This window comes from Terrirhizobium terrae, from assembly GCF_030323265.1.
Taxonomy (GTDB): Bacteria; Pseudomonadota; Alphaproteobacteria; order Rhizobiales; family Rhizobiaceae; genus Neorhizobium.
In genome coordinates, this window is sequence record NZ_CP104992.1 from 3,536,490 (window position 1) to 3,555,470 (window position 18,981).

The 18,981-nt window shown below is 62.0% G+C and carries 13 protein-coding genes and 4 pseudogenes; 8 read left to right on the top strand and 9 right to left on the bottom strand.

Translation table 11 applies throughout. From position 1 onward, the window contains the following. The first annotated feature begins 66 nt into the window (after positions 1–66). On the top strand, positions 67–1,155 hold the full coding sequence (locus tag N7E02_RS25420; protein WP_286580461.1) for a citrate synthase/methylcitrate synthase: 1,089 nt from the start codon (positions 67–69) through the stop codon (positions 1,153–1,155). A gap of 66 nt (positions 1,156–1,221) precedes the next feature. Here N7E02_RS25420 and pyrG read toward each other — a convergent pair. From pyrG to N7E02_RS25440, 4 genes and pseudogenes are all read right to left on the bottom strand, one after another. Then, a pseudogene (pyrG, locus tag N7E02_RS25425) lies at positions 1,222–2,849 on the bottom strand (CTP synthase). A gap of 136 nt (positions 2,850–2,985) precedes the next feature. After that, on the bottom strand, positions 2,986–3,474 hold the full coding sequence (gene secG, locus N7E02_RS25430) for a preprotein translocase subunit SecG (protein ID WP_286580464.1): 489 nt from the start codon (positions 3,472–3,474) through the stop codon (positions 2,986–2,988). An 84-nt stretch (positions 3,475–3,558) separates the two neighbouring features. After that, a pseudogene (tpiA, locus tag N7E02_RS25435) lies at positions 3,559–4,337 on the bottom strand (triose-phosphate isomerase). Positions 4,338–4,584: 247 nt separating this feature from the next. Continuing rightward, a complete protein-coding gene (locus N7E02_RS25440) occupies positions 4,585–5,472 on the bottom strand; it encodes an alpha/beta hydrolase (protein WP_286580467.1) in 888 nt (295 codons plus the stop codon). Between the two features lie 197 nt (positions 5,473–5,669). On the opposite strand from N7E02_RS25440, the gene parE reads away from it, so the two are divergent. Beyond that, entirely contained in the window at positions 5,670–7,745 is a 2,076-nt protein-coding gene (gene parE / locus N7E02_RS25445) for a DNA topoisomerase IV subunit B (RefSeq protein WP_286584031.1), read from the top strand. 81 nt (positions 7,746–7,826) lie between these two features. Continuing rightward, positions 7,827–8,675: a pyridoxal kinase PdxY gene (pdxY, locus tag N7E02_RS25450; protein ID WP_286580469.1), complete on the top strand. Its 849-nt coding sequence runs from the start codon at positions 7,827–7,829 to the stop codon at positions 8,673–8,675. Positions 8,676–8,678: 3 nt separating this feature from the next. Here the strand turns inward: pdxY and N7E02_RS25455 are convergent. Beyond that, positions 8,679–11,224 (bottom strand): annotated as a pseudogene (locus tag N7E02_RS25455) (HWE histidine kinase domain-containing protein). Between the two features lie 253 nt (positions 11,225–11,477). On the opposite strand from N7E02_RS25455, the gene N7E02_RS25460 reads away from it, so the two are divergent. Then, entirely contained in the window at positions 11,478–12,689 is a 1,212-nt protein-coding gene (locus N7E02_RS25460) for an AI-2E family transporter (protein ID WP_286580471.1), read from the top strand. Positions 12,690–12,776: 87 nt separating this feature from the next. Then, positions 12,777–13,244 (top strand): hypothetical protein, encoded by a 468-nt coding sequence (locus N7E02_RS25465; RefSeq protein WP_286580473.1) that lies wholly within the window; start codon positions 12,777–12,779, stop codon positions 13,242–13,244. 106 nt (positions 13,245–13,350) lie between these two features. Here the strand turns inward: N7E02_RS25465 and N7E02_RS25470 are convergent, their stop codons facing one another. From N7E02_RS25470 to N7E02_RS25480, 3 genes and pseudogenes are all read right to left on the bottom strand, one after another. Further along, the gene (locus N7E02_RS25470; protein ID WP_286580474.1) at positions 13,351–14,475 is read right to left on the bottom strand and encodes a DUF2336 domain-containing protein; all 1,125 of its coding nucleotides are present in this window, start codon (positions 14,473–14,475) and stop codon (positions 13,351–13,353) included. A 112-nt stretch (positions 14,476–14,587) separates the two neighbouring features. Continuing rightward, positions 14,588–15,202 (bottom strand): flavin reductase family protein, encoded by a 615-nt coding sequence (locus N7E02_RS25475; RefSeq protein WP_286580476.1) that lies wholly within the window; start codon positions 15,200–15,202, stop codon positions 14,588–14,590. A gap of 12 nt (positions 15,203–15,214) precedes the next feature. Further along, a pseudogene (locus N7E02_RS25480) lies at positions 15,215–15,786 on the bottom strand (nitroreductase family protein). A gap of 107 nt (positions 15,787–15,893) precedes the next feature. Here N7E02_RS25480 and N7E02_RS25485 point away from each other — a divergent pair. The 3 genes from N7E02_RS25485 to N7E02_RS25495 all read left to right on the top strand — a co-directional run bounded on the left by N7E02_RS25485 (position 15,894) and on the right by N7E02_RS25495 (position 18,017). Beyond that, on the top strand, positions 15,894–16,886 hold the full coding sequence (locus N7E02_RS25485) for an RgsD C-terminal domain-containing protein (protein ID WP_286580477.1): 993 nt from the start codon (positions 15,894–15,896) through the stop codon (positions 16,884–16,886). 356 nt (positions 16,887–17,242) lie between these two features. Continuing rightward, entirely contained in the window at positions 17,243–17,548 is a 306-nt protein-coding gene (locus N7E02_RS25490) for a hypothetical protein (RefSeq protein WP_286580481.1), read from the top strand. Positions 17,549–17,627: 79 nt separating this feature from the next. Continuing rightward, on the top strand, positions 17,628–18,017 hold the full coding sequence (locus tag N7E02_RS25495) for a cupin domain-containing protein (protein ID WP_286580483.1): 390 nt from the start codon (positions 17,628–17,630) through the stop codon (positions 18,015–18,017). A gap of 4 nt (positions 18,018–18,021) precedes the next feature. Here the strand turns inward: N7E02_RS25495 and N7E02_RS25500 are convergent, their stop codons facing one another. Continuing rightward, positions 18,022–18,906 (bottom strand): lysophospholipid acyltransferase family protein, encoded by an 885-nt coding sequence (locus N7E02_RS25500; RefSeq protein ID WP_286580486.1) that lies wholly within the window; start codon positions 18,904–18,906, stop codon positions 18,022–18,024. Positions 18,907–18,981: the final 75 nt, after the last annotated feature.

Sequence of the window (18,981 nt, forward strand, 5' to 3'; positions counted from 1 at the left end):
TATTTCATCAAGATTGACGTCAATCAAACTAGATACGATCTTTTCTTCCGTAAAGGAGAAACACCCATGAAGAACGGACTGGAAGATGTCATCGCGGCCGAGACCAAGCTGTCGGATGTGGATGGCGAAGGCGGCCGCCTGATCATTCGCGGCCTGTCGCTGGACCAGCTTGTCGCCGCCGAGACTTATGAAGGAACCGCGGCCCTCCTCCTCGCCGGCTTTTTCGGCGAAGAGATCAAGGCGGCTACGCTGAGAGCACGCCTCGGCCAGGCCCGTGCCAGCGTGTTCGATCACGTCCGCTCGATCGACGAGAGCCTTCTTGCGCTGCCGCCGGTCGACGCGATGCGTGCCCTGATTGCCAGATTGCCGGATGGCGATGATTTCGATACTGCACTCCGGCTTCTCGCCGCCCCCGCCGTTTTCCTGCCGGCGCTTCTCAGACTTGGAGGCAAGGAAGCGCCAGTGGCGCCGGACCCTTCGCTCTCCCAGGCCGCGGACATCCTGTCGATGCTGACCGGAGCAAGGCCGAGCAAGGAACAGGCTGCGGCGCTCGATGTCTACCTGATGACCATTTCAGATCATGGGTTGAACGCCTCGACCTTCGCCTCCCGCGTCGTCGCCTCCACCGGAGCCGGACTGACCTCGTCGGTGCTCGCGGCGCTAAGCGCGCTGAAAGGTCCCCTTCATGGCGGTGCGCCGGGCCCGGTTCTCGACATGCTGGATGCGATCGGCTCAGAAGCCAATGCGAAGGCATGGCTTGGAGGAGCGCTAGACCGGAAGGAAAGGCTGATGGGATTCGGGCACCGCATCTACCGGGTACGCGATCCCCGTGCGGACGCCCTGAAAGGCGCCCTCGGACCGCTGGCCGCGACCGGGCAGGTGGAAGCGGAAAGACAAGGGCTTGCGCAGGCGGTGGAAAGTGCCGCGCTGGCCATACTCAAGGAGCGCAAGCCGGACAGGCCGCTCGACGTCAATGTTGAGTTCTATACCGCTCTGCTGCTCGAAGCGCTCGGTTTCCCCCGCGAGGCCTTTACCGGCGTCTTTGCGATCGGTCGCACCGTCGGCTGGATTGCCCATGCCCGCGAGCAGGCGCAGGAGGGACGGCTGATCCGTCCCCGCTCCGCCTATGTCGGCCCGCTGCCGCAGGCTGCGTAACGCTGACCCCAAACGAAAAGACCCGGCCGAGGCCGGGTCTTTGTAACTGCTGCATCTGCGGAAGCCTTATACAAGGCGGCTCTGTTCCAGGGCCGCTTCGATGAAGCTGGCGAAGAGCGGGTGCGGGTCGAGCGGGCGGCTCTTAAGTTCCGGGTGGTACTGGACGCCGATGAACCACGGGTGGTCCGGGTATTCGATCGTTTCCGGCAGCACGCCGTCCGGCGACATGCCGGAGAATACGAGGCCGCAGCTTTCCAGCCGGTCCTTGTAGTCGATATTGACTTCGTAACGGTGGCGGTGACGCTCCGAGATATCGGTCGAACCGTAGATCTCGGCGATCTTCGTGTCCTTCTTCAGGCTCGCGTCATAGGCCCCGAGGCGCATCGTGCCGCCGAGATCACCGGCTGCCGCGCGCTTCTCCAGCGCATTGCCCTTGACCCATTCGGTCATCAGGCCGACGACCGGTTCCTTGGCCGGGCCGAACTCGGTCGAGGATGCGTTCTCGATGCCGGCCAGATTGCGGGCCGCTTCCACGACCGCCATCTGCATGCCGAAGCAGATGCCGAAATACGGCACCTCGCGCTCACGGGCGAAACGGGCGGCAAGAATCTTGCCCTCGGAGCCGCGTTCGCCAAAACCGCCGGGAACGAGAATGCCGTGGACCTTTTCGAGGTAAGGCGCCGGGTCTTCCTTTTCGAAGACTTCCGATTCGATCCACTCGAGATTGACCTTGACGTGGTTGGCGATGCCGCCGTGATGCAGCGCCTCGATCAGCGACTTATAGGCATCCTTGAGGCCCGTATACTTGCCGACGATCGCGATCGTCACTTCGCCTTCCGGCGTGCGGATACGGTTGGCAACGTCTTCCCAGGCGTCGAGGCGCGGCTTCGGCGCCGGTTCGATGCCGAAGGCGGCCAGAACTTCCGAGTCGAGGCCTTCCTTGTGATAGGCGATCGGCACGTCGTAGATGTTGGCGACGTCGAGCGCCTGGATGACGGCGCTCGGGCGCACGTTACAGAACAGCGACAGCTTGCGGCGTTCGGCTTCCGGGATCTCGCGATCGGCACGAACGAGCAGGATGTCGGGATGAATGCCGAGTGCCTGCAGTTCCTTGACCGAATGCTGTGTCGGCTTGGTCTTCAGCTCGCCCGCTGCGGCGATGTACGGCATCAGCGTCAGATGCAGATAGATTGCAGTTCCGCGCGGCAGGTCATTCTTCACCTGGCGGATCGCTTCCATGAACGGCATCGCCTCGATGTCGCCCACCGTGCCGCCGACTTCGCACAGAACGAAGTCATAATCGTCATTGCCCTCGGTGACGAAATTCTTGATCTCGTTCGTCACATGCGGAATGACCTGGACGGTCGCGCCGAGATAATCGCCGCGGCGTTCCTTGTCGATGATGTTTTTGTAGATCCGGCCGGTGGTGATGTTGTCGGTCTTGGTCGCCGAACGCCCGGTGAAGCGTTCGTAGTGGCCGAGATCGAGATCCGTCTCAGCGCCGTCGTCGGTCACGAAGACCTCGCCGTGCTGGGTCGGGCTCATGGTGCCCGGATCAACGTTGAGATAAGGATCGAGCTTCCTCAGCCGAACCCGGTAACCCCTCGCCTGGAGCAGAGCTCCGAGGGCCGCGGCCGCAATTCCTTTTCCGAGGAGGAAACCACGCCGCCTGTGATGAATACATATCGCGCCATGGGAGTCACCGGTTACCTTTTCATACACGATTCCGCCAGACCTAATTTTGCCAAACGCTAAAACGGCTGTGGAATCTTCACAAAATAAAACCGGCAGGCTTTTGGCCTGCCGGAGCTTGAAGTCTTGACGCGGCCCTTATTGGCCGGTCGGAACGCTGTCCGACGGCGCTGCCGGAGCGGCAGGAGCAGCCGGTGCCGCAGGCGTCTCGCCTGTCGCCGGAGCAGGTGCTGCGGCCGGAGCCTGCGCCGGAGCGCTGGCGCCAGAGTCGGACGGAACGCCGTTGCTGGACTGCGGCTGTGCCGGAGCCGGCGGCGTTGCCGGTGCCGGGCCGAGCTGGTCGAGAATGCCGTTGCCCTGGCCCTGCTGGCTCTGCGGAATGCGGTTCAGAATGTCCGTCGGCTGCGAGCCGTAGCGGGCCATGATGCCGAGTGCGAGCGACGTGATGAAGAACAGTGTCGCCAGAATCGCGGTCGTGCGGGTCAGCGCATTGGCCGTGCCGCGGGCCGACATGAAGCCGGATCCGCCGCCGATACCGAGGCCACCGCCTTCGGAACGCTGGATAAGCACAACGCCGACAAGGGCGAGCACGATCATGAGATGAATGACGATCAGTACGGTCTGCATGTATCGGGTCCCTGCCCCGCGCGGGGCAACAATCAAGAGTTTGGCGGGTCTTTACATGAGGCCTTCGCGCTTTCCAAGCCTTGATTACAAGGTTTCGGCAATCAGACCCTCATAGACGCCGTAGATGGCGAGGAAGTCTGCCGCTTTCAAGCTCGCTCCGCCGATCAGTGCACCGTCGACATTGTCGATGCTCATCAGCTTGGCCGCATTGTCCGGCTTGACCGATCCGCCATAGAGAAGCCGCATCATCTTTCCTCCTCGCCGAAGCGGCGGGTCAGTTCCGAGCGCATGAAGGCGTGGGCCACGGCGATGTCTTCCGCGGTCGGCGTCACACCGGATCCGATCGCCCAGATCGGCTCATAGGCGATCACGGTGTTTTCAGCCGTTGCCCCCTCCGGCACGGATCCGAGCAACTGACGGCGCAACACATCGAGCGTCTCGTAGGCGTCGCGCTGATGCTCCGTCTCGCCGATGCAGATGATGGCGGTGAGTTCTGCCTCATACGCGGCTTTCGCCTTGTCGCGAACGATATGGTCGGTCTCGCCATGATCGGCGCGGCGCTCGGAATGGCCGAGGATCACATGGGTACCGAAGCAATCGGCGATCATCTCCGCCGAAATGTCGCCGGTATGGGCACCTGATATTTTCTGGTGGCAATCCTGCGCGCCAACCATCAGCGGGCTGTCGGTGCAGAGCGCTGTCGCAACATAGAGCAGCGTCATCGGCGGGCAGAGCAGCGTGTCGACCCTTTCCGACAGTGGTCCGAGCACCCCTTCCGCCATCGCCTTGATCTCGCCCAGGGACTGGCGCGTCCCGTTCATCTTCCAGTTTCCTGCGACCAGCGGGCGAACATCTGGGGTCATCGGCAGTCTCATCCTCTCCGTCTTGCGATCCAGGTGGAGGATCGCTGCCTCCGCGTGCAAACGGGCAGCCTCCCGACTGCCCTCTTGGTCCTTGGTACGCTTGAAAATGGACTTAAATCAAGCGCTTGCTCTGTTTTATGCGGTCGATGGACGGCCAGCAGCGTTCTCAAAATCGAGGCATCGAGATGCCAGCCGATGATTCAATCGTTTTGAGGTGCCGCAGAAGCCGGGTTTGCCATTATCTCCCTTATCTGTGGGAAATTAGCACGAAATTGAGCACTTCGCGCCAATCCACCATTCGTATCGGGGTTCCGTGGCCGCCCGTGTTGAACAGGGTGAAGCGGGTGGGATATCCACTCTTGTACAATCCGCGGTAGATTCCGATCTGGTCCTCGGCCTTGTAGACGCTGTCGGCGCTGCCATGGGCAAAGTAGATCGGCAGCTTTGCCTTGGCGAGTGGCGTGCCGGAAAGTCCCGCATCCGGCGGTCCGCCGAGCAGGATCATGCCGCCGAGCGCGCGCACCGCCTGGGCATCGCGCGCCACGTTCTGGCAGATGATGCCGCCCATGGAGGCGCAGGCGAGAAAGACCGGCTTGCCACCGGATTGCTCCGAAGCGTAGCGGATCAGCGCACCGATATCCGCCGCGCCATTGCCGTCGAAGGACTTCACACTCGGCGAATAATAGGTGCCGCCACCGGCCGTCACGAGGTTCTTCAGCCGGTTGAAATTGCCGCCGAACGTATAGTCGTTAACGCCGAGGCGCCGGTCGCCGCCGCGTCCGTGGATGAAGATCACGGTAAAGGCCGCGCCCTGCGCCTCCCCTACCCGCGTCACGTCAAGTTTCCGCCCGGAGAGCGAGAGCGTCTCGTTCTCCTGCGCGCGGCGCACACCGAGTGACACATAGGCGCTTTTGACCCGCCGCTCCGGCTCGCTGTCGCGCCCGTTGATATCGCGCATCTCCTGGTAGTCGATCACTTCGTAAGCGCCGCCATCGGCGCTCTCCAGCACCTTGAAGCGCGAAAACAGCTCATCCTTGAACGGCTTGATGGGCCCTTGCTGGGCAAAAGCGACGTCACCGATGAATGACATGGAAATGGCAAGAAACGTGCCGAAAATGAAATGAACTGTGGACATGCGGGGTTTCATTCGGATCCTTCGCTGTAGAAAGCTTGCCATCGCAGGACCTGCCAAGCATTGCTGGCAAGCAAAGCCGTCTGTTATACGGCATCGCGAAAAAGCCGGTTTTTGGCAGAATCGCAAGTGATTCGAAACAATATGAGACGGGCATGGCTTCCTCCTCGGCGCCTCGACAGGCAGCAGTGAAAGACCAGATGGACGACAATAACGATCTTTTCGGCGCGGCACCGGCCAATTCCGAGCCCGCACCTGCAAAGCCGGTTGCGCAGCAGCCTGCGCCGGCGATCGCGGCTGAACCGTCCACGCCCCGCCCTGCCCCCGCTGCTCCCTCGCAGGCCGGCGGTGACGACTACGGCGCTTCCTCGATCCGCGTTCTCGAAGGCCTCGAGCCGGTGCGCATGCGTCCCGGCATGTATATCGGCGGTACCGACGAAAAGGCGCTGCACCACCTCTTCGCCGAAGTCATCGATAACTCGATGGACGAAGCGGTTGCCGGACACGCCAATTTCATCGAGGTTCATCTCGATCTCGAAGGTTGCCTGACGGTCAGCGACAACGGCCGCGGTATCCCGGTCGAAAACCATCCGCAAGTGCCCGGCAAGTCGACGCTCGAAGTCATCATGACCAAGCTCCATGCCGGCGGTAAGTTCGACGGCAAGGCCTACGAGACCTCCGGCGGTCTGCACGGCGTCGGCGTTTCCGTCGTCAATGCGCTCTCGGATATTCTGGAAGTCGAGGTTGCCCGCAATCGCAAGCTCTACCGGCAGACCTTCTCCCGCGGCGTTCCGCAGGGCGGTCTGCAGGAACTGGGCGACGTTCATAACCGTCGCGGCACGCGCGTCCGCTTCCATCCCGATCCGCAGATCTTCGGCGAGCACGCGAGATTCGATGCCGGCCGCATCTTCCGCATGGCCCGCTCCAAGGCTTATCTCTTCGGCGGCGTCGAAATCCGCTGGAGCTGCGATCCGGGCGTCGTTGCCGAAGGTGGCGAGATCCCGGACAAGGCCGTCTTCCACTTCCCTGGTGGCCTGAAGGACTATCTGTCGGCTACGCTCGGCAAGGACTTCACCGTCACCCGCGAAATCTTCGCCGGCCGCACCGATAAGACCGGCGGCCACGGCGCGATGGAATGGGCGATCACCTGGTATGGCGGTGATCCGCAGGTCCACTCCTATTGTAACACCATCCCGACGCCTGAAGGCGGTACGCACGAGGCGGGTCTGCGCATAGCGCTCACCAAGGGCCTGAAGAACTACGCCGAGCTGACGCAGAACAAGCGCGCCAAGGAAATCACCACCGACGACGTGATGATCTCGGCTGTCGGCATGCTGTCCGTCTTCATCCGAGAACCGGAATTCGTCGGCCAGACCAAGGATAAGCTCGCCACCGTCGAGGCCCAGCGCCTCGTCGAAAACGCGCTGCGCGATCCGTTCGACCACTATCTCGCCGGCAACCCGCACGAAGCGGCGAAACTTCTCGACTGGGTGATCGAGCGCGCCGAAGAGCGCCTTCGCCGCCGCAAGGAAAAGGAAGTCAACCGCAAGACGGCCGTGCGCAAGCTGCGCCTGCCCGGCAAGCTCGCCGATTGCTCGCAGAACACCGCGGAAGGCGCCGAACTCTTCATCGTCGAGGGTGACTCGGCAGGTGGCTCGGCCAAGCAGGGTCGCAACCGTACCAACCAGGCGATCCTGCCCCTGCGCGGCAAGATCCTGAACGTCGGTTCTGCAAGCCGCGAAAAGCTTTCCGCCAACCAGCAGATCGCCGATCTGGTCCAGGCGCTCGGCTGCGGCACGCGGACGAAGTACCGCGAGGAAGACCTGCGCTACGAGCGCGTCATCATCATGACCGATGCCGACGTCGACGGCGCGCATATCGCCTCGCTGCTGATCACCTTCTTCTATCAGGAAATGCCGGAGCTGATCCGCGGCAACCATCTCTATCTCGCCGTGCCGCCGCTCTATGTCATCCGCCAGGGTGGCAAGACGGTCTATGCCCGCGATGACGCCCACCGCGCCGAGCTGATGGAGACCACATTCAAGGGCAAGAAGGTCGAGATCGGCCGCTTTAAAGGCCTTGGCGAGATGATGGCGTCGCAGCTCAAGGAAACCACCATGGATCCCGAAAAGCGCACGCTGCTGCGCGTCGAGATCGACGAGGTGGATTTCGAGGGCACCCGCGAGGCCGTCGACAACCTGATGGGCACGAAGGCGGATGCGCGTTTCCGTTTCATTCAGGATCGCGCGGCCTTCGCCGACAATCTGGACATTTAATCCAAAGAGAGGATTGCAAGGCCCTGCGTGGCGTGCTTCACCGCTGGAAGTGATTTCCCGCCAGAAAAGCATGTCACGGCCATGAAGCAGATCCTCTCCATCCAGTCCCATGTCGCCTACGGCTATGTCGGCAACCGCGCCGCCACCCTGCCCTTGCAGCGCCTCGGCCATGAAGTCTCCGTCATCAACACGGTGCAGTTTTCCAACCATACCGGCTACCAGAAATGGACCGGCGAGGTTTTCACCGCAGCGCATATCGAAAACGTGCTGGACGGCCTCGAAAGCCTCGGCGCGCTGGAAAAGATGGATGCGCTTCTGACCGGCTATCTCGGCGACCCGGCGATCGGTGACATCATTCTCTCGGTTCTGGACCGGCTGCCGAAAGGTGTCCGCTGGCTCTGCGATCCCGTCATGGGCGATGTCGGCAGAGGCTTCTTCGTCCGGCCCGGCATTCCTGACTATTTCCGGCAGAAGGCGCTGGCCCGCGCCTCCATCATCACGCCCAACCAGTTCGAACTGGAATATCTCGCCGGCCGCCAGATCCTGACGCTCGATGATGCAAAGGCGGCCTGTCGGATGGCCCACGAGATGGGGCCGGAAATCGTGCTCCTAACCTCGCTGATCCACGATGCGACCCGCGATGACGAGATCCAGATGCTGGCATCGGCGAAATCCGGCGAGCAGTTCCTGGTCACGACCCCGCGGCTGATGATGGACCCGGCTCCGAACGGTGCAGGCGACTGCACCTCGGCGCTCTTCCTCGGCCACATCGTGTCCGGCGCGCCGCTGGGCCAGGCGCTGTCGAAGACCGCATCAAGCGTCTTTGCCCTGTTCGAGAAGACATTGGCCGCCGGCCGGCGCGAACTCAACATGATCGCCGCGCAGGACGATTTCGTGAACCCGGCGCCGCTTGAAGTCGTTTCTGTCTAGAGCCTAGCGGGTCTCGAAAAGCTTCGTCAGTGCCGTGACCAGGGTCGCAGCCTCGTAGGGCTTGCGCACGATCGGGGCTGCAAGATGCGGCGGGATGATCGAGCGGTCGCTGTAGCCGGTGGCGAAGACAAAGGGGACGCCTCGGTTTGCCAGTTCCTCGGCGATCGGCAGCGATGTTCCTGCCCCGAGATTGACGTCGAGAATGGCGGCGTTCGGAGTGAACGTCTTCAGCCGCCGCATCGCCTCCGCCACCGAAGGCGCGGTCGTCACTTTCGTAATGCCGTGATCGGCAAGCATCGCCTCGACATCGGCCGCGATCAGCATCTGGTCTTCCACCAGAAGTATTTCCAGCTCGGTAAGCGGCGGCAGGCCGCTGGCCTGCTCGTCGGCGACCTCCACGTCGGAGTTCTGCAGCGTCTGCGTCTCTTCCTCGGTATGGAGATGCTTGGCGGGTACGACGAAACGGGCCCGCACTCCTCGGTCGGATAGTCGACGCTTGCCTCACCTTCCAGTTCGTAAGGGATGCTTCTGCCGATCAGCACGCTGCCGAATCCTGTCCGGCTCGGCGCCTTTGCCGGTGGGCCGTTCGTTTCGATCCAGGAAAGCTCGCAGCCGCCATCGGCGGAGCGTATCCAGCGGACGTCGAGCCTGCCGTCGGCGACCGAGAGCGAGCCGTATTTCGCGGCATTGGTCGACATTTCATGCAGAACCAGCGCCATGACGGAGAAGGCGCGGCTGTCCAGCCAGACCCGCGGTCCGTCCAGGCTCACCGACCGCGTCCCCTCCATATAGGGGCGCAGTTCGGCTTCCAGAAGCTCGAGCAGGAAGCCGCCATCGCCGCCGCGCACCACCTGGTCATGGGCAAAGGCCAGCGCCTGGATGCGGCCCTTGAGAGAGCCGACATAGTCCGTGATGCTGCGGCCACTCTCGACCGGATGGCCGACCAGTGCCTTGATGATCGAGAGGATGTTCTTGACCCGGTGGTTCAATTCCTCGTTCAGCATCCGCTGGCGCACATCCGCCTTGCCGCGCTCGTCGGCGAGCAGTTCATTGTGATGCAGCACGATTTCCACCAGCACGGCGCGGATCGCCTCCGCGGTCTCGCGGTCGCCATCGGTCCAGGGTTGAGCCTGCAGCCTGACGGTTTCCTTCCAGATCGCAAAACTCTTGCGCGGTGTCAGCCGGTCGCCCATCGGCCCGGTGGAATAGGACTTGTCGGGATTGCCGGCCCAGTCCAGCGTCTGCACCACTTCCTTGCGGAAGAAGAACAGATAGTCCCGCGGGCGTTGCGACAGGGGTATCGCAAGCAGGCCACACGCGTCGTCGGGCGAAATGGTCGATTGCGGCAGGGATTGCGATAGCTGGAAGGTCGACCACACGCGTCCGCCATAGACCTGTCCGACGGCCTCCGACAGTTCTGCAATCATATTCGCCGGAGGCGTCGTTCCCTCACCCGTCCACACTCCGTCGAGCCAGAGACCGACACCATCGCAAGGCATCATCGCCGCGAAGTCATGCAGAGAACTGCGCAGCAATGCGCTGATGTCCCGGTGATGCGAGGCCTCCTGCAGGAAGCGGTCGAGTGAGCGCCGCGCCTGCCGTGCAGTCTCATGCAATTCCTTCTGCCTGAGAGCCGAGAGATGCAGCGAGAAGAATTCCCCGAAGGTTTCCGCCGCCACGCGCTGCGGCATTGTGAGAACCTTAGGCGAATAGTGGTGGCAGGCGATCAGGCCCCAGAGTTCGCCGTCGAGCACGATCGAGATCGACATCGAGGCGCCGACGCCCATGTTGCGCAGATATTCGCAATGGATCGGCGAGACGCTGCGCAGATGCGCGAAGGAAAGGTCGAGCGGCTGCTCGTCCTCGTCCAATTCGGGAACCACGGGAACGCCCTGGTAGTCGACGTCGCAGATGACCCGGATCGTGTTCTTGATATAGAGCGCACGGGCCTGTTTCGGGATGTCGCCTGCCGGAAAATACTGGCCGCGGAAGCTTTCAAGATCGCGCCGCTTGTATTCGCTGATGACCTTGCCGGAGCCGTCCTGCTCGAAACGGTAGACCATGACGCGATCATAACCGAGCATCGCATACATCAGCCGCGTGGCGCTCTCGACAAGGCGGTCGAGGCTGGTGACGTTGCGGATGCGGCTGACCAGCATGCGGGCCACTTCGAGCGGCTGGTCGTTATCGACTGATGCCGGCTCGAATTCCAGGATGACCTTGGAGCCGAACCGATGCAGGGCGACATCGACGGCCCGGCCCGAGGCGAGCTTCAGTCCATGGCGCAAAGCCGGGCGGGCCGGATCGTCTGACGTGGCAAGTGCGTTCCTGAGCGAGTGGGCGATCTGTCCACCCAGCACTTCTTCCAGCCGCTTGCCGAGAACATCATCTTCGACGCCGAGTATATCGGAGAGATTTTCCGTGCGTTGCAGGATGATCGAGCCGGTGCCATCGCAGACCAGGAGGCAGCCGTGGGGTTGGATAGAGCCGGGGATATGGATGGGTTCGCGGTCACAATTGGTAAGGTCGACCGCTGTTGTGTGGGGCATCAATCTGTCCTTGATGATCCCCGCCAACGCGGACGTGGACCCTCCCGTTTCCCGCTCGCCAAATAACAGCAACGGAAAGTTTAAATTCTGCCGTCGATAAATGGAGCGGCCCTGCCAATTGGCAATTTCATATTTCTATCGCATCTAGCGGCTACCGCAAGCAAGTAAGCCGCGCGCAACGAGTCGACGCGGCGCTTGCTTCCGAGCCTTTGGAAGGCCATATAACGTCTTGGTTTTGTGACAGGGACATCAAGTGAGCCGTAGCAGCAACCGTAATAGCACCGAGCCGCGCTGGCTCGGACCCTTGAGCCCAAGCCGTATAGCGCTTGTGCCGCCGATTTCGGCCGCACGCTGGCTGCTCGTTCTGGTCGTTGCCGCAGGCATCTATTTCTTTCACGGATTCCTCGTCCCGGTACTCGCCGCGCTGGTGATCGGTTTTGCCAGTTGGCCGCTTTATCGTGAACTCCTGCGCCGTATCGGCGGCAACACCACGATAGGCGCGACGCTCGCGATCATCTTCATCCTGACATTCCTCATCGTCCCGATCGGCATCGCCATCAGTTACACGGCGCACGAAGTCCAGCAATGGATCGGTTGGGCCGCGGAGGTGAACAAGTCCGGTGCCCCGCCGCCCGCATGGATCGTCGGCCTGCCTTGGGCGGGCGCCTGGCTCGGCAACCAATGGACGACGCATGTCGGATCACCGGGTGCGATCGGCGAACTGATCCAGCTCGTCAGCGGTGCCAATATCGGCAACATTTATCGGGCCGTGGTCGCTGCCGGCAACGGCGCGTTCCATCTGTTCCTCACCCTGCTCTTCATGCTGATCGCGCTGTTCTTCGTCTATCGCGATGGCGCATCCTTCAGCAAACAGATCGATTCGCTCGGCGAGCGCATCCTGCCGGGCCGCTGGGAACGCATTTCCCGCGTCGTTCCGGCAACGATCAGCTCCACCGTCACGGGCATGACCCTGATTGCGATCGGCGAAGGCATCGTGCTCGGCGTTGCCTACTGGATCGCCGGCGTCCCCTCGCCGGTCACGCTCGGTGTCATCACCGGTGTGATGGCGCTGATCCCGGGCGGCGCCCCGCTGTCCTTCACGCTGGTATCGGTCTACCTCGTCGCCAATGGCGCCTATGTCGAAGGCATCGGCCTGTTCGTCTGGGGTACGGTGGAACTCTTCATCGTCGACAAGACCCTGCGTCCGCGTCTCGTCGGAGGGCCGATCAAGCTGCCCTTCCTTCCCACCTTCTTCGGCCTCGTCGGCGGCGTGAAGACGATGGGCTTCCTCGGCCTGTTCATCGGTCCGGTTCTGATGGCGCTGCTTGTGTCCATCTGGCGCGAATGGGTTCGGGAGGCCAAGGTTTCCGAGCAGGCGGAAGGCACGTCCGAGCACCTGATCCTGCCGGGCTCCAGCGAGCTGCAGGACGACCTGCCCGCCTCCCGCAAGGTATCCGCACCCTGATCTGGGACCCGGCGACCTGATAGGTCGTCGGCCTTCATCGGGCCACGATCCTTGCTATAGGGTCGTCTGAACCGAACGGAGAGCCTGATGAACGCCGCCCTCATCGTCATGACCATACTCGGCTGCAACGACAGCGGCACCGATTGCCACTATATCGCGACCGCAAGCGAGCGCTGGCCAACGGTCGCCATGTGCGACGCGGTGTCGGAAGATCATCTGCCCAGATACGCCAACCAGCCCTACCCCGTGCTGATTTCCGTCTGCCAAAACCCGCAGGCGGCAGGCGTTGCCGAGGCGAACGCTGCGGCAGCGGCCGTGCCCGAAAGCCGTCCGCCTGAAACCGTGGCGGAATCGGCCGGCACGGAACAGGCAGCCCCGGCCCCGTTCGTCACCGAAGAGGTGAGCCCCGAAGAAGCCGAGACGCTGGCCGGGCGCGCCATCCAGCGCGTCCGCAATGTTCTGCCGACGACGGAGGGCGTGAAAACTCTGATGGTAAAGCCGGTGCGCCTCGTCGAGGACGGTTATTCCTGGGTCGCGCGGCGGTTCGATCGATAGAGCGGTTCCAGCAAAAGTGCGTAGCGGTTTTGCGTCCGGAACTGCGCAAAATCAGAATATCAGAGCGGTTTCGCGATTCGAGGAAAAGCGGAACGGCTCTAGAAGATCAGGCGACCAGCGAAATATCACCGGCATAGGAGCGGGCATGGCGGCGCAGTTCGCCGCGATGCAGGTGCTCGATCATTTCGATCAATTCGCCGACCGGCGTGCCGCTCTCTTCGTCGCCGAAGGTTTCGATCAGTGCCAGATAGCAGGTTTCCGGCCCACCATGGGCAGCCATCCGGCGCCACTGGAAGACCGCCTCGACAAACACCGCGACGATATCCCTGCCGATGCCGGCCGCCTCGAACAGTGCCCTGACCGCATGCGTCCTGCCGGTCGCAAGGATCGCACGCACGCGGCGTTCGTCGAGATTGACGAGCGAGACGATGGCGCAGGCGAAGAAATCCACCTTGCCGCCGCACAGTGCATGGATGAGAAGCGCCGGCGTCAGGCGATTGCTGGCGCGCAGATGCTCCACCAGCGGCTCGATCTCGTCATGGGATACGGAGCCGGCAATGGCAACGGCCGCCTCATCGCCGGCTTCCCGGGTCAGAACTTCGATGCGGCTCCGGCTGATCGTCGCCTGAACAAGGCCCGAGCCGGCGAGTGCAGTGCTGATATGGGCGACGAGCAGATGTCGGGCATCGCCGGGCAATGATTCTTTCCCCAGCAGAAGATGACGGATGCCAGCCTCATGGCCGAACCGTTCCGCAATGCGACGAAGCGACAGGCGGCTGATCGAGGCCGTTTCATTTTCGAGAAGCAGCGCGACTTCCGATTCCTCGCCGATCTCGGCGATGGCGGCGGCAGCACTGCGGCCGAGGCCGGGACGGGCAGCGATCAGCGCGCGGGTGAAACCATGGCCGCGCCCGGCGAGATCGACAAGATCCGCATCGCGCAGAACCGGCGACATGGCAATCACGGTGCAGGCGATTTCCGGCTGGTCTTCGGCGAGCGCGAGCACGATGGCCCGCGGCGCTTCGGAAGACAGCGCAAGCGCCTCGGCCAGTGCCAGCCTGACCTTGGGCGACGGATCGTCGAGCAGATAGGTCATCGCCATGCCGGCGGCGCGATGTTCCTCCGAACCCATGTCGGACTGGAGGTAGGCGCGCACCAGCGCACCAGCGGCCCGCGAACGGTCACCGGCTCGCGCCGTCTCTGCCCAACGTAGAAATGCCTGTACGATCACAATGCGCCTCTGAACCCTTGGCCGGCCTAATCTCGACCGGTTGAAAGGAACATTAGGCAGGAAAGGTTAAAATTGGTTCACCATGTTCTTTAACCTTGTGTTTCGGCTCGTTTTACTGCCGTTTGGCACCGGGCCGGTCCAGTTCGAAGACGCTTGCACCACCATCGGTATAGTCACGGTAGCCCATTCTTCCCATCGGGCGAGCAAGTTCCATGGCGATTCGCCCGTCGCGGATGATCTCCTCGCTGATATGGATGCCGACCACCTGGCCAAAGACCATGTATGATTCCGCGCCCTCGCCATCGAGGCCCTTCGGCTGGATGACCTCGGTCAGCCGGCATTCCAGCGCGGTATAGGCTTCCGCCACATAGGGAGCATCCACAACCTCGCCCATCTTCGCCGTCAGTTCGGCGAGATCGAACTCGTTGACGCCGTAGTCGACCGGTGCCGAGGAGGCGTTCATCCGGTCGGCGAGATGCCGGCTGGCGAGGCTTGCGGTGAAGACACCGGTCTCCTCCGCATTTTTCAGGCTGTGCTTGCGGCCGGAGGACGAGAACATCACGAGCTTCGGCTTGTCCGACACGATGTTGAAGAAGGAATAGGGCGACAGGTTGAGTGAGCCATCCCTGCCCTTCGTGCCGATCCAGCCGATCGGACGCGGCGCCACGATCGCCTTGAAGGGATCGTGCGCCATGCCGTGATCATTCTTGTCCGTCCGGTAGAACATGCGGGTCTGCCCTTACGCGTAGGTGAGGATGTCGGAAAGCTGCGGACGCGGCCGATCCGGCGTCGGGAAGTCGCTGGAGCCGATATGGATGAAGCCGGCGACCTTCTCGCCCTCCTTCACGCCGAGGATCGCCAGTGCCTTGGCGTCATAGGATACCCATTCCGTGCGCCAGTTGGCGACATAGCCGCGCGCTTCGCAGGCCATCAGCATGTTGAGGCAGACAGCGCCGGCCGAGAGAACCTGTTCCCATTCCGGGATCTTTGCATGCGGCGCGGCCGTGCTGATCACGCCGACGACAATAGGCGCGCGGGTGAAGCGGACGAGTTCCGCCTCCTTTGCTGCATCCGTCATGTCGGGGTTCTGCTCGAGTGCCAGCTCCAAAACTTTTCACCCAGGGTTTTGCAGACGTCGCCGCGATAGACGACCAGGCGCCAGGGTGCGATCTTGCCATGGTCAGGCACGCGCACGGCTGATGTGAGAATCTCTTCGAGTTCCGCCTCTTCCGGACCAGGACCCTTGATCTGTGCGACGGGTGTAGAGTGGCGTTCGCGCAGGTAATCGATCAGCTTTACGTCTTTATTCATGTCGGAAGCTTTCATTCGGTGGGGTGTGGTAGAATGAGGCCTTGAAATTGCCTTTGCCATGCGTTTCAAGTGGCCAGTCAGAAAACAAGAGTCAACCGGTTCTTCGAATGTCAGGCATCTCTATCGCCCGCCGCATGCTTTCCGCAAAGGCAATCCTGCTTCTTCTGGTCACCGCCGGATACGCGCAGGATGGCGACGCGTTCAAGAGTTTCCGACAGCTCGACAGCACCACGAAGATGCCGAAGCTCAATGCCTTCTCCGCGACGGCTATCCTGCCCAAGGCGGCCGTGGCAAAGGATGTCCGCTTTGCCGCCAAGCTGACCAATGACGGCGAGCCGATGCAGGACGGACTTGCCTGGCGCGTGTTCAGCCCGATCGCGGGCGAGGACGGCAAGCTGCCGCTCGTGGCAAGCTCCGATGGCGGTTCAGCTGATTTCCAGCTGGCGCCGGGCGACTATTTCGTGAATGTCGCCTTCGGCCGCGCCGGTATCACCAAGAAGGTGACCGTGCCCGAGGATGGCGACGTCAAGGAACAGACGCTGGTTCTCGATGCAGGCGGCTTCCTGCTCAATGCTGTCGCCGGCACCGACCAGCGCATTCCGACGAGCCAGCTAAGCTTCTCGATCTATTCCTCCGAAGTGCGCGACAATGGCGACCGTGCGCTCGTCATGGCCGATGTGAAGCCGAACACGATCGTCCGCCTCAATGCCGGCACCTATCACGTCGTCTCCGAATATGGTGACATCAACGCCGTGGTGCGCGCCGACATCCAGGTCGAGGCCGGCAAGCTCACCCAGGCGGTGCTGCAGCACAAGGCTGCCCAGATCACCCTAAAGCTCGTCTCGCAGCCGGGCGGCGAGGCGATCGCAGATACCGCCTGGTCGGTGCTGACCGAAGCGGGCGACGTGGTCAACGAAAGCGTCAGCGCCTTCTCCACCATGGTCCTGTCGGAAGGCAATTACCTCGCGGTTGCCCGCAACAAGGACAAGATCTACCAGCGCGAATTCACCGTGAAGGCCGGCCGCAATTCCGACGTTGAGGTGCTGATGCGCAACCCGCGCAATTCCGGCGAGACGGCCGCGGTCGCGCCGCAGGATTGATTAGCTAAAGGTCGGCTTGGCCTTCCCAGTCGTCATGCTCGGGCTTGTCCCGAGCATCTGCCAACGTTTCGGTTCTATGCTCGGTGGTTAGATCCTCGGGACGAGCCCGAGGATGACGGAGAGCAAGCGGCAAACCGGTCGCACTCTCCGACGATTTTATGCCATCGAAGATCATTTGCGTCCGCAAGGTCGCGCTCAGATTTCTCACCACATTCAAGCAACCGAGTTTGATACATCGGAGGTAGGAGCATGGCCGATGAATTGCAGAACTGGAGGCCGATCACCTCGAGAGAACGCGCTCTGTTGATGCATTTGCTGCGAGGGAATTCCAAGGGAAAGCGGAAATCCTCCAGCAAATGACCTCTGCAGAGGTGGTACGCCTCACATCGGAAGGGAGCCTAAGGTTCCGGACTGACGGACCGTTGGCAGATGTGATGGACAATGATGCTCCATCCTCGCGTGATAACGATTTTATACCCGTCGAAGGCTTTTATGATGATGCTGCTGATCACGGCCGTCCACTAAGCGTCGCGAGACTGGTTCGGCTGGCTTTGCATGTGACGAACGGCAGGATTTCCGAACTTGAGATATACAAGGAAGACGGGAGCCCGATCATTACGGATCCATACGACGTCGATCTTGATAGGGTTTATTTCTACTGACGTGCGCTGGTCTTTTTGACGCTAAGTTGTCCAACCCCATGCGGGCATTGAGATGGCACATACCTTAGGGAGGGACGTGATGACCCGGAGAGACTTCGACCCCGAAACTGTGACGCCCGATGGACGGCCTCCGGCGAAGGGCAAGGTCTTCGATCCCCAGAAGGAAGGCGCCTGGCGGGGCTCGCTCTTCGGCGAGGTTATCGGCGGTCCGGTCACCGTTCTCGCCTATGGCAACGACACGCCTGGACAGGGACCGAAACTGCATGTCCATCCCTATGACGAGACCTTCGTCGTTATCGAAGGCCGGGCGCGGTTTTTCGTCGGTGACGATGTGATCGAGGCGGGCGTGGGAGAAGCGGTGCTCGGGCCCGCCGGCGTGCCGCATCGGTTCGAGAATCTCGGTCCCGGACGGCTGCAGACGATCGATATCCATCACTCGACGCGCTGGATACAGACGGATCTGGACTAAAGGATCAGGCCGCCTCTCTGCGGAGCGCCTCTTTCGCAGCCAACCGCCGTTCCTGAAACTCGGCCAGCTTCGAACGCTTGACCGGACGCATCGAGAAGACGGCCTCATGCAGCACGGTCAGCAGGTCCTTGCGGTCCTTGATGGCCGACAGTTCTTCCCAGCGCATCATCGCGCCGGCGCGTGCACGGATGGTCGAGCCCGACAGCCGCTTGAACTCGCGAATAAGGAGCGACAGGCGAAGCGTCAGCGAAAGCCGGCTGGCGATATGGAAGAGCGGCCCGTTCTGGCCCTCGAAATAGACCGGCACGACATCGGCCTTGGCCGATTGCACGAGCTTGGCCGGAAAGATCTTCCAAGGCAGGTCCTGCGCGGCGCCAAAACCCTTCTTGGCCGTGGCGACGCCGCCGGCCGGGAAGATGATGATCGTCACGCCTTCCTGCAGAAGGCGCAGCGCCTCGTGGCGGGTCTTCATGTTGATCGCCAGCGCTTCCTTCGTTTCCTCGAAGGAGACGGGCAGCGAATAAGGCGCCATTTCCGGCACTTTCAGCAATTCGTCGTTGATGAGGACGCGGAACGGCCGGCCGAGTTGTTCGGCCATGGCGAGCACTGCAATGCCGTCACCGATGCCGAAGGGATGGTTGGCAACGATGACGAGCGGCCGCCCCTCTTCCACCGGCGGAAGCCAGGAGCCCTGCACGTCGAGCTCGACATCGATCAGATCGAGCATCTTGCCGAACACGCGGTCGGTCTTGCCGACGATGTCGGTGCGCCAGATGTCGTAGAGGCGGGCGTAGCGGTCGCGGCCGGAGAGGCCTTCGATCGAACGGATGAACCAGCGTTTCAGCTTGGGATCCCGCTCGTTGGCGTAGGAAAGTTCCTTGAAGCGCAAATCAGTCTCCGCGGAATATCCGCCATTGATGAGGGGATAGAATATTTCGGATCGGTGACAGAATTCTGACAGCGC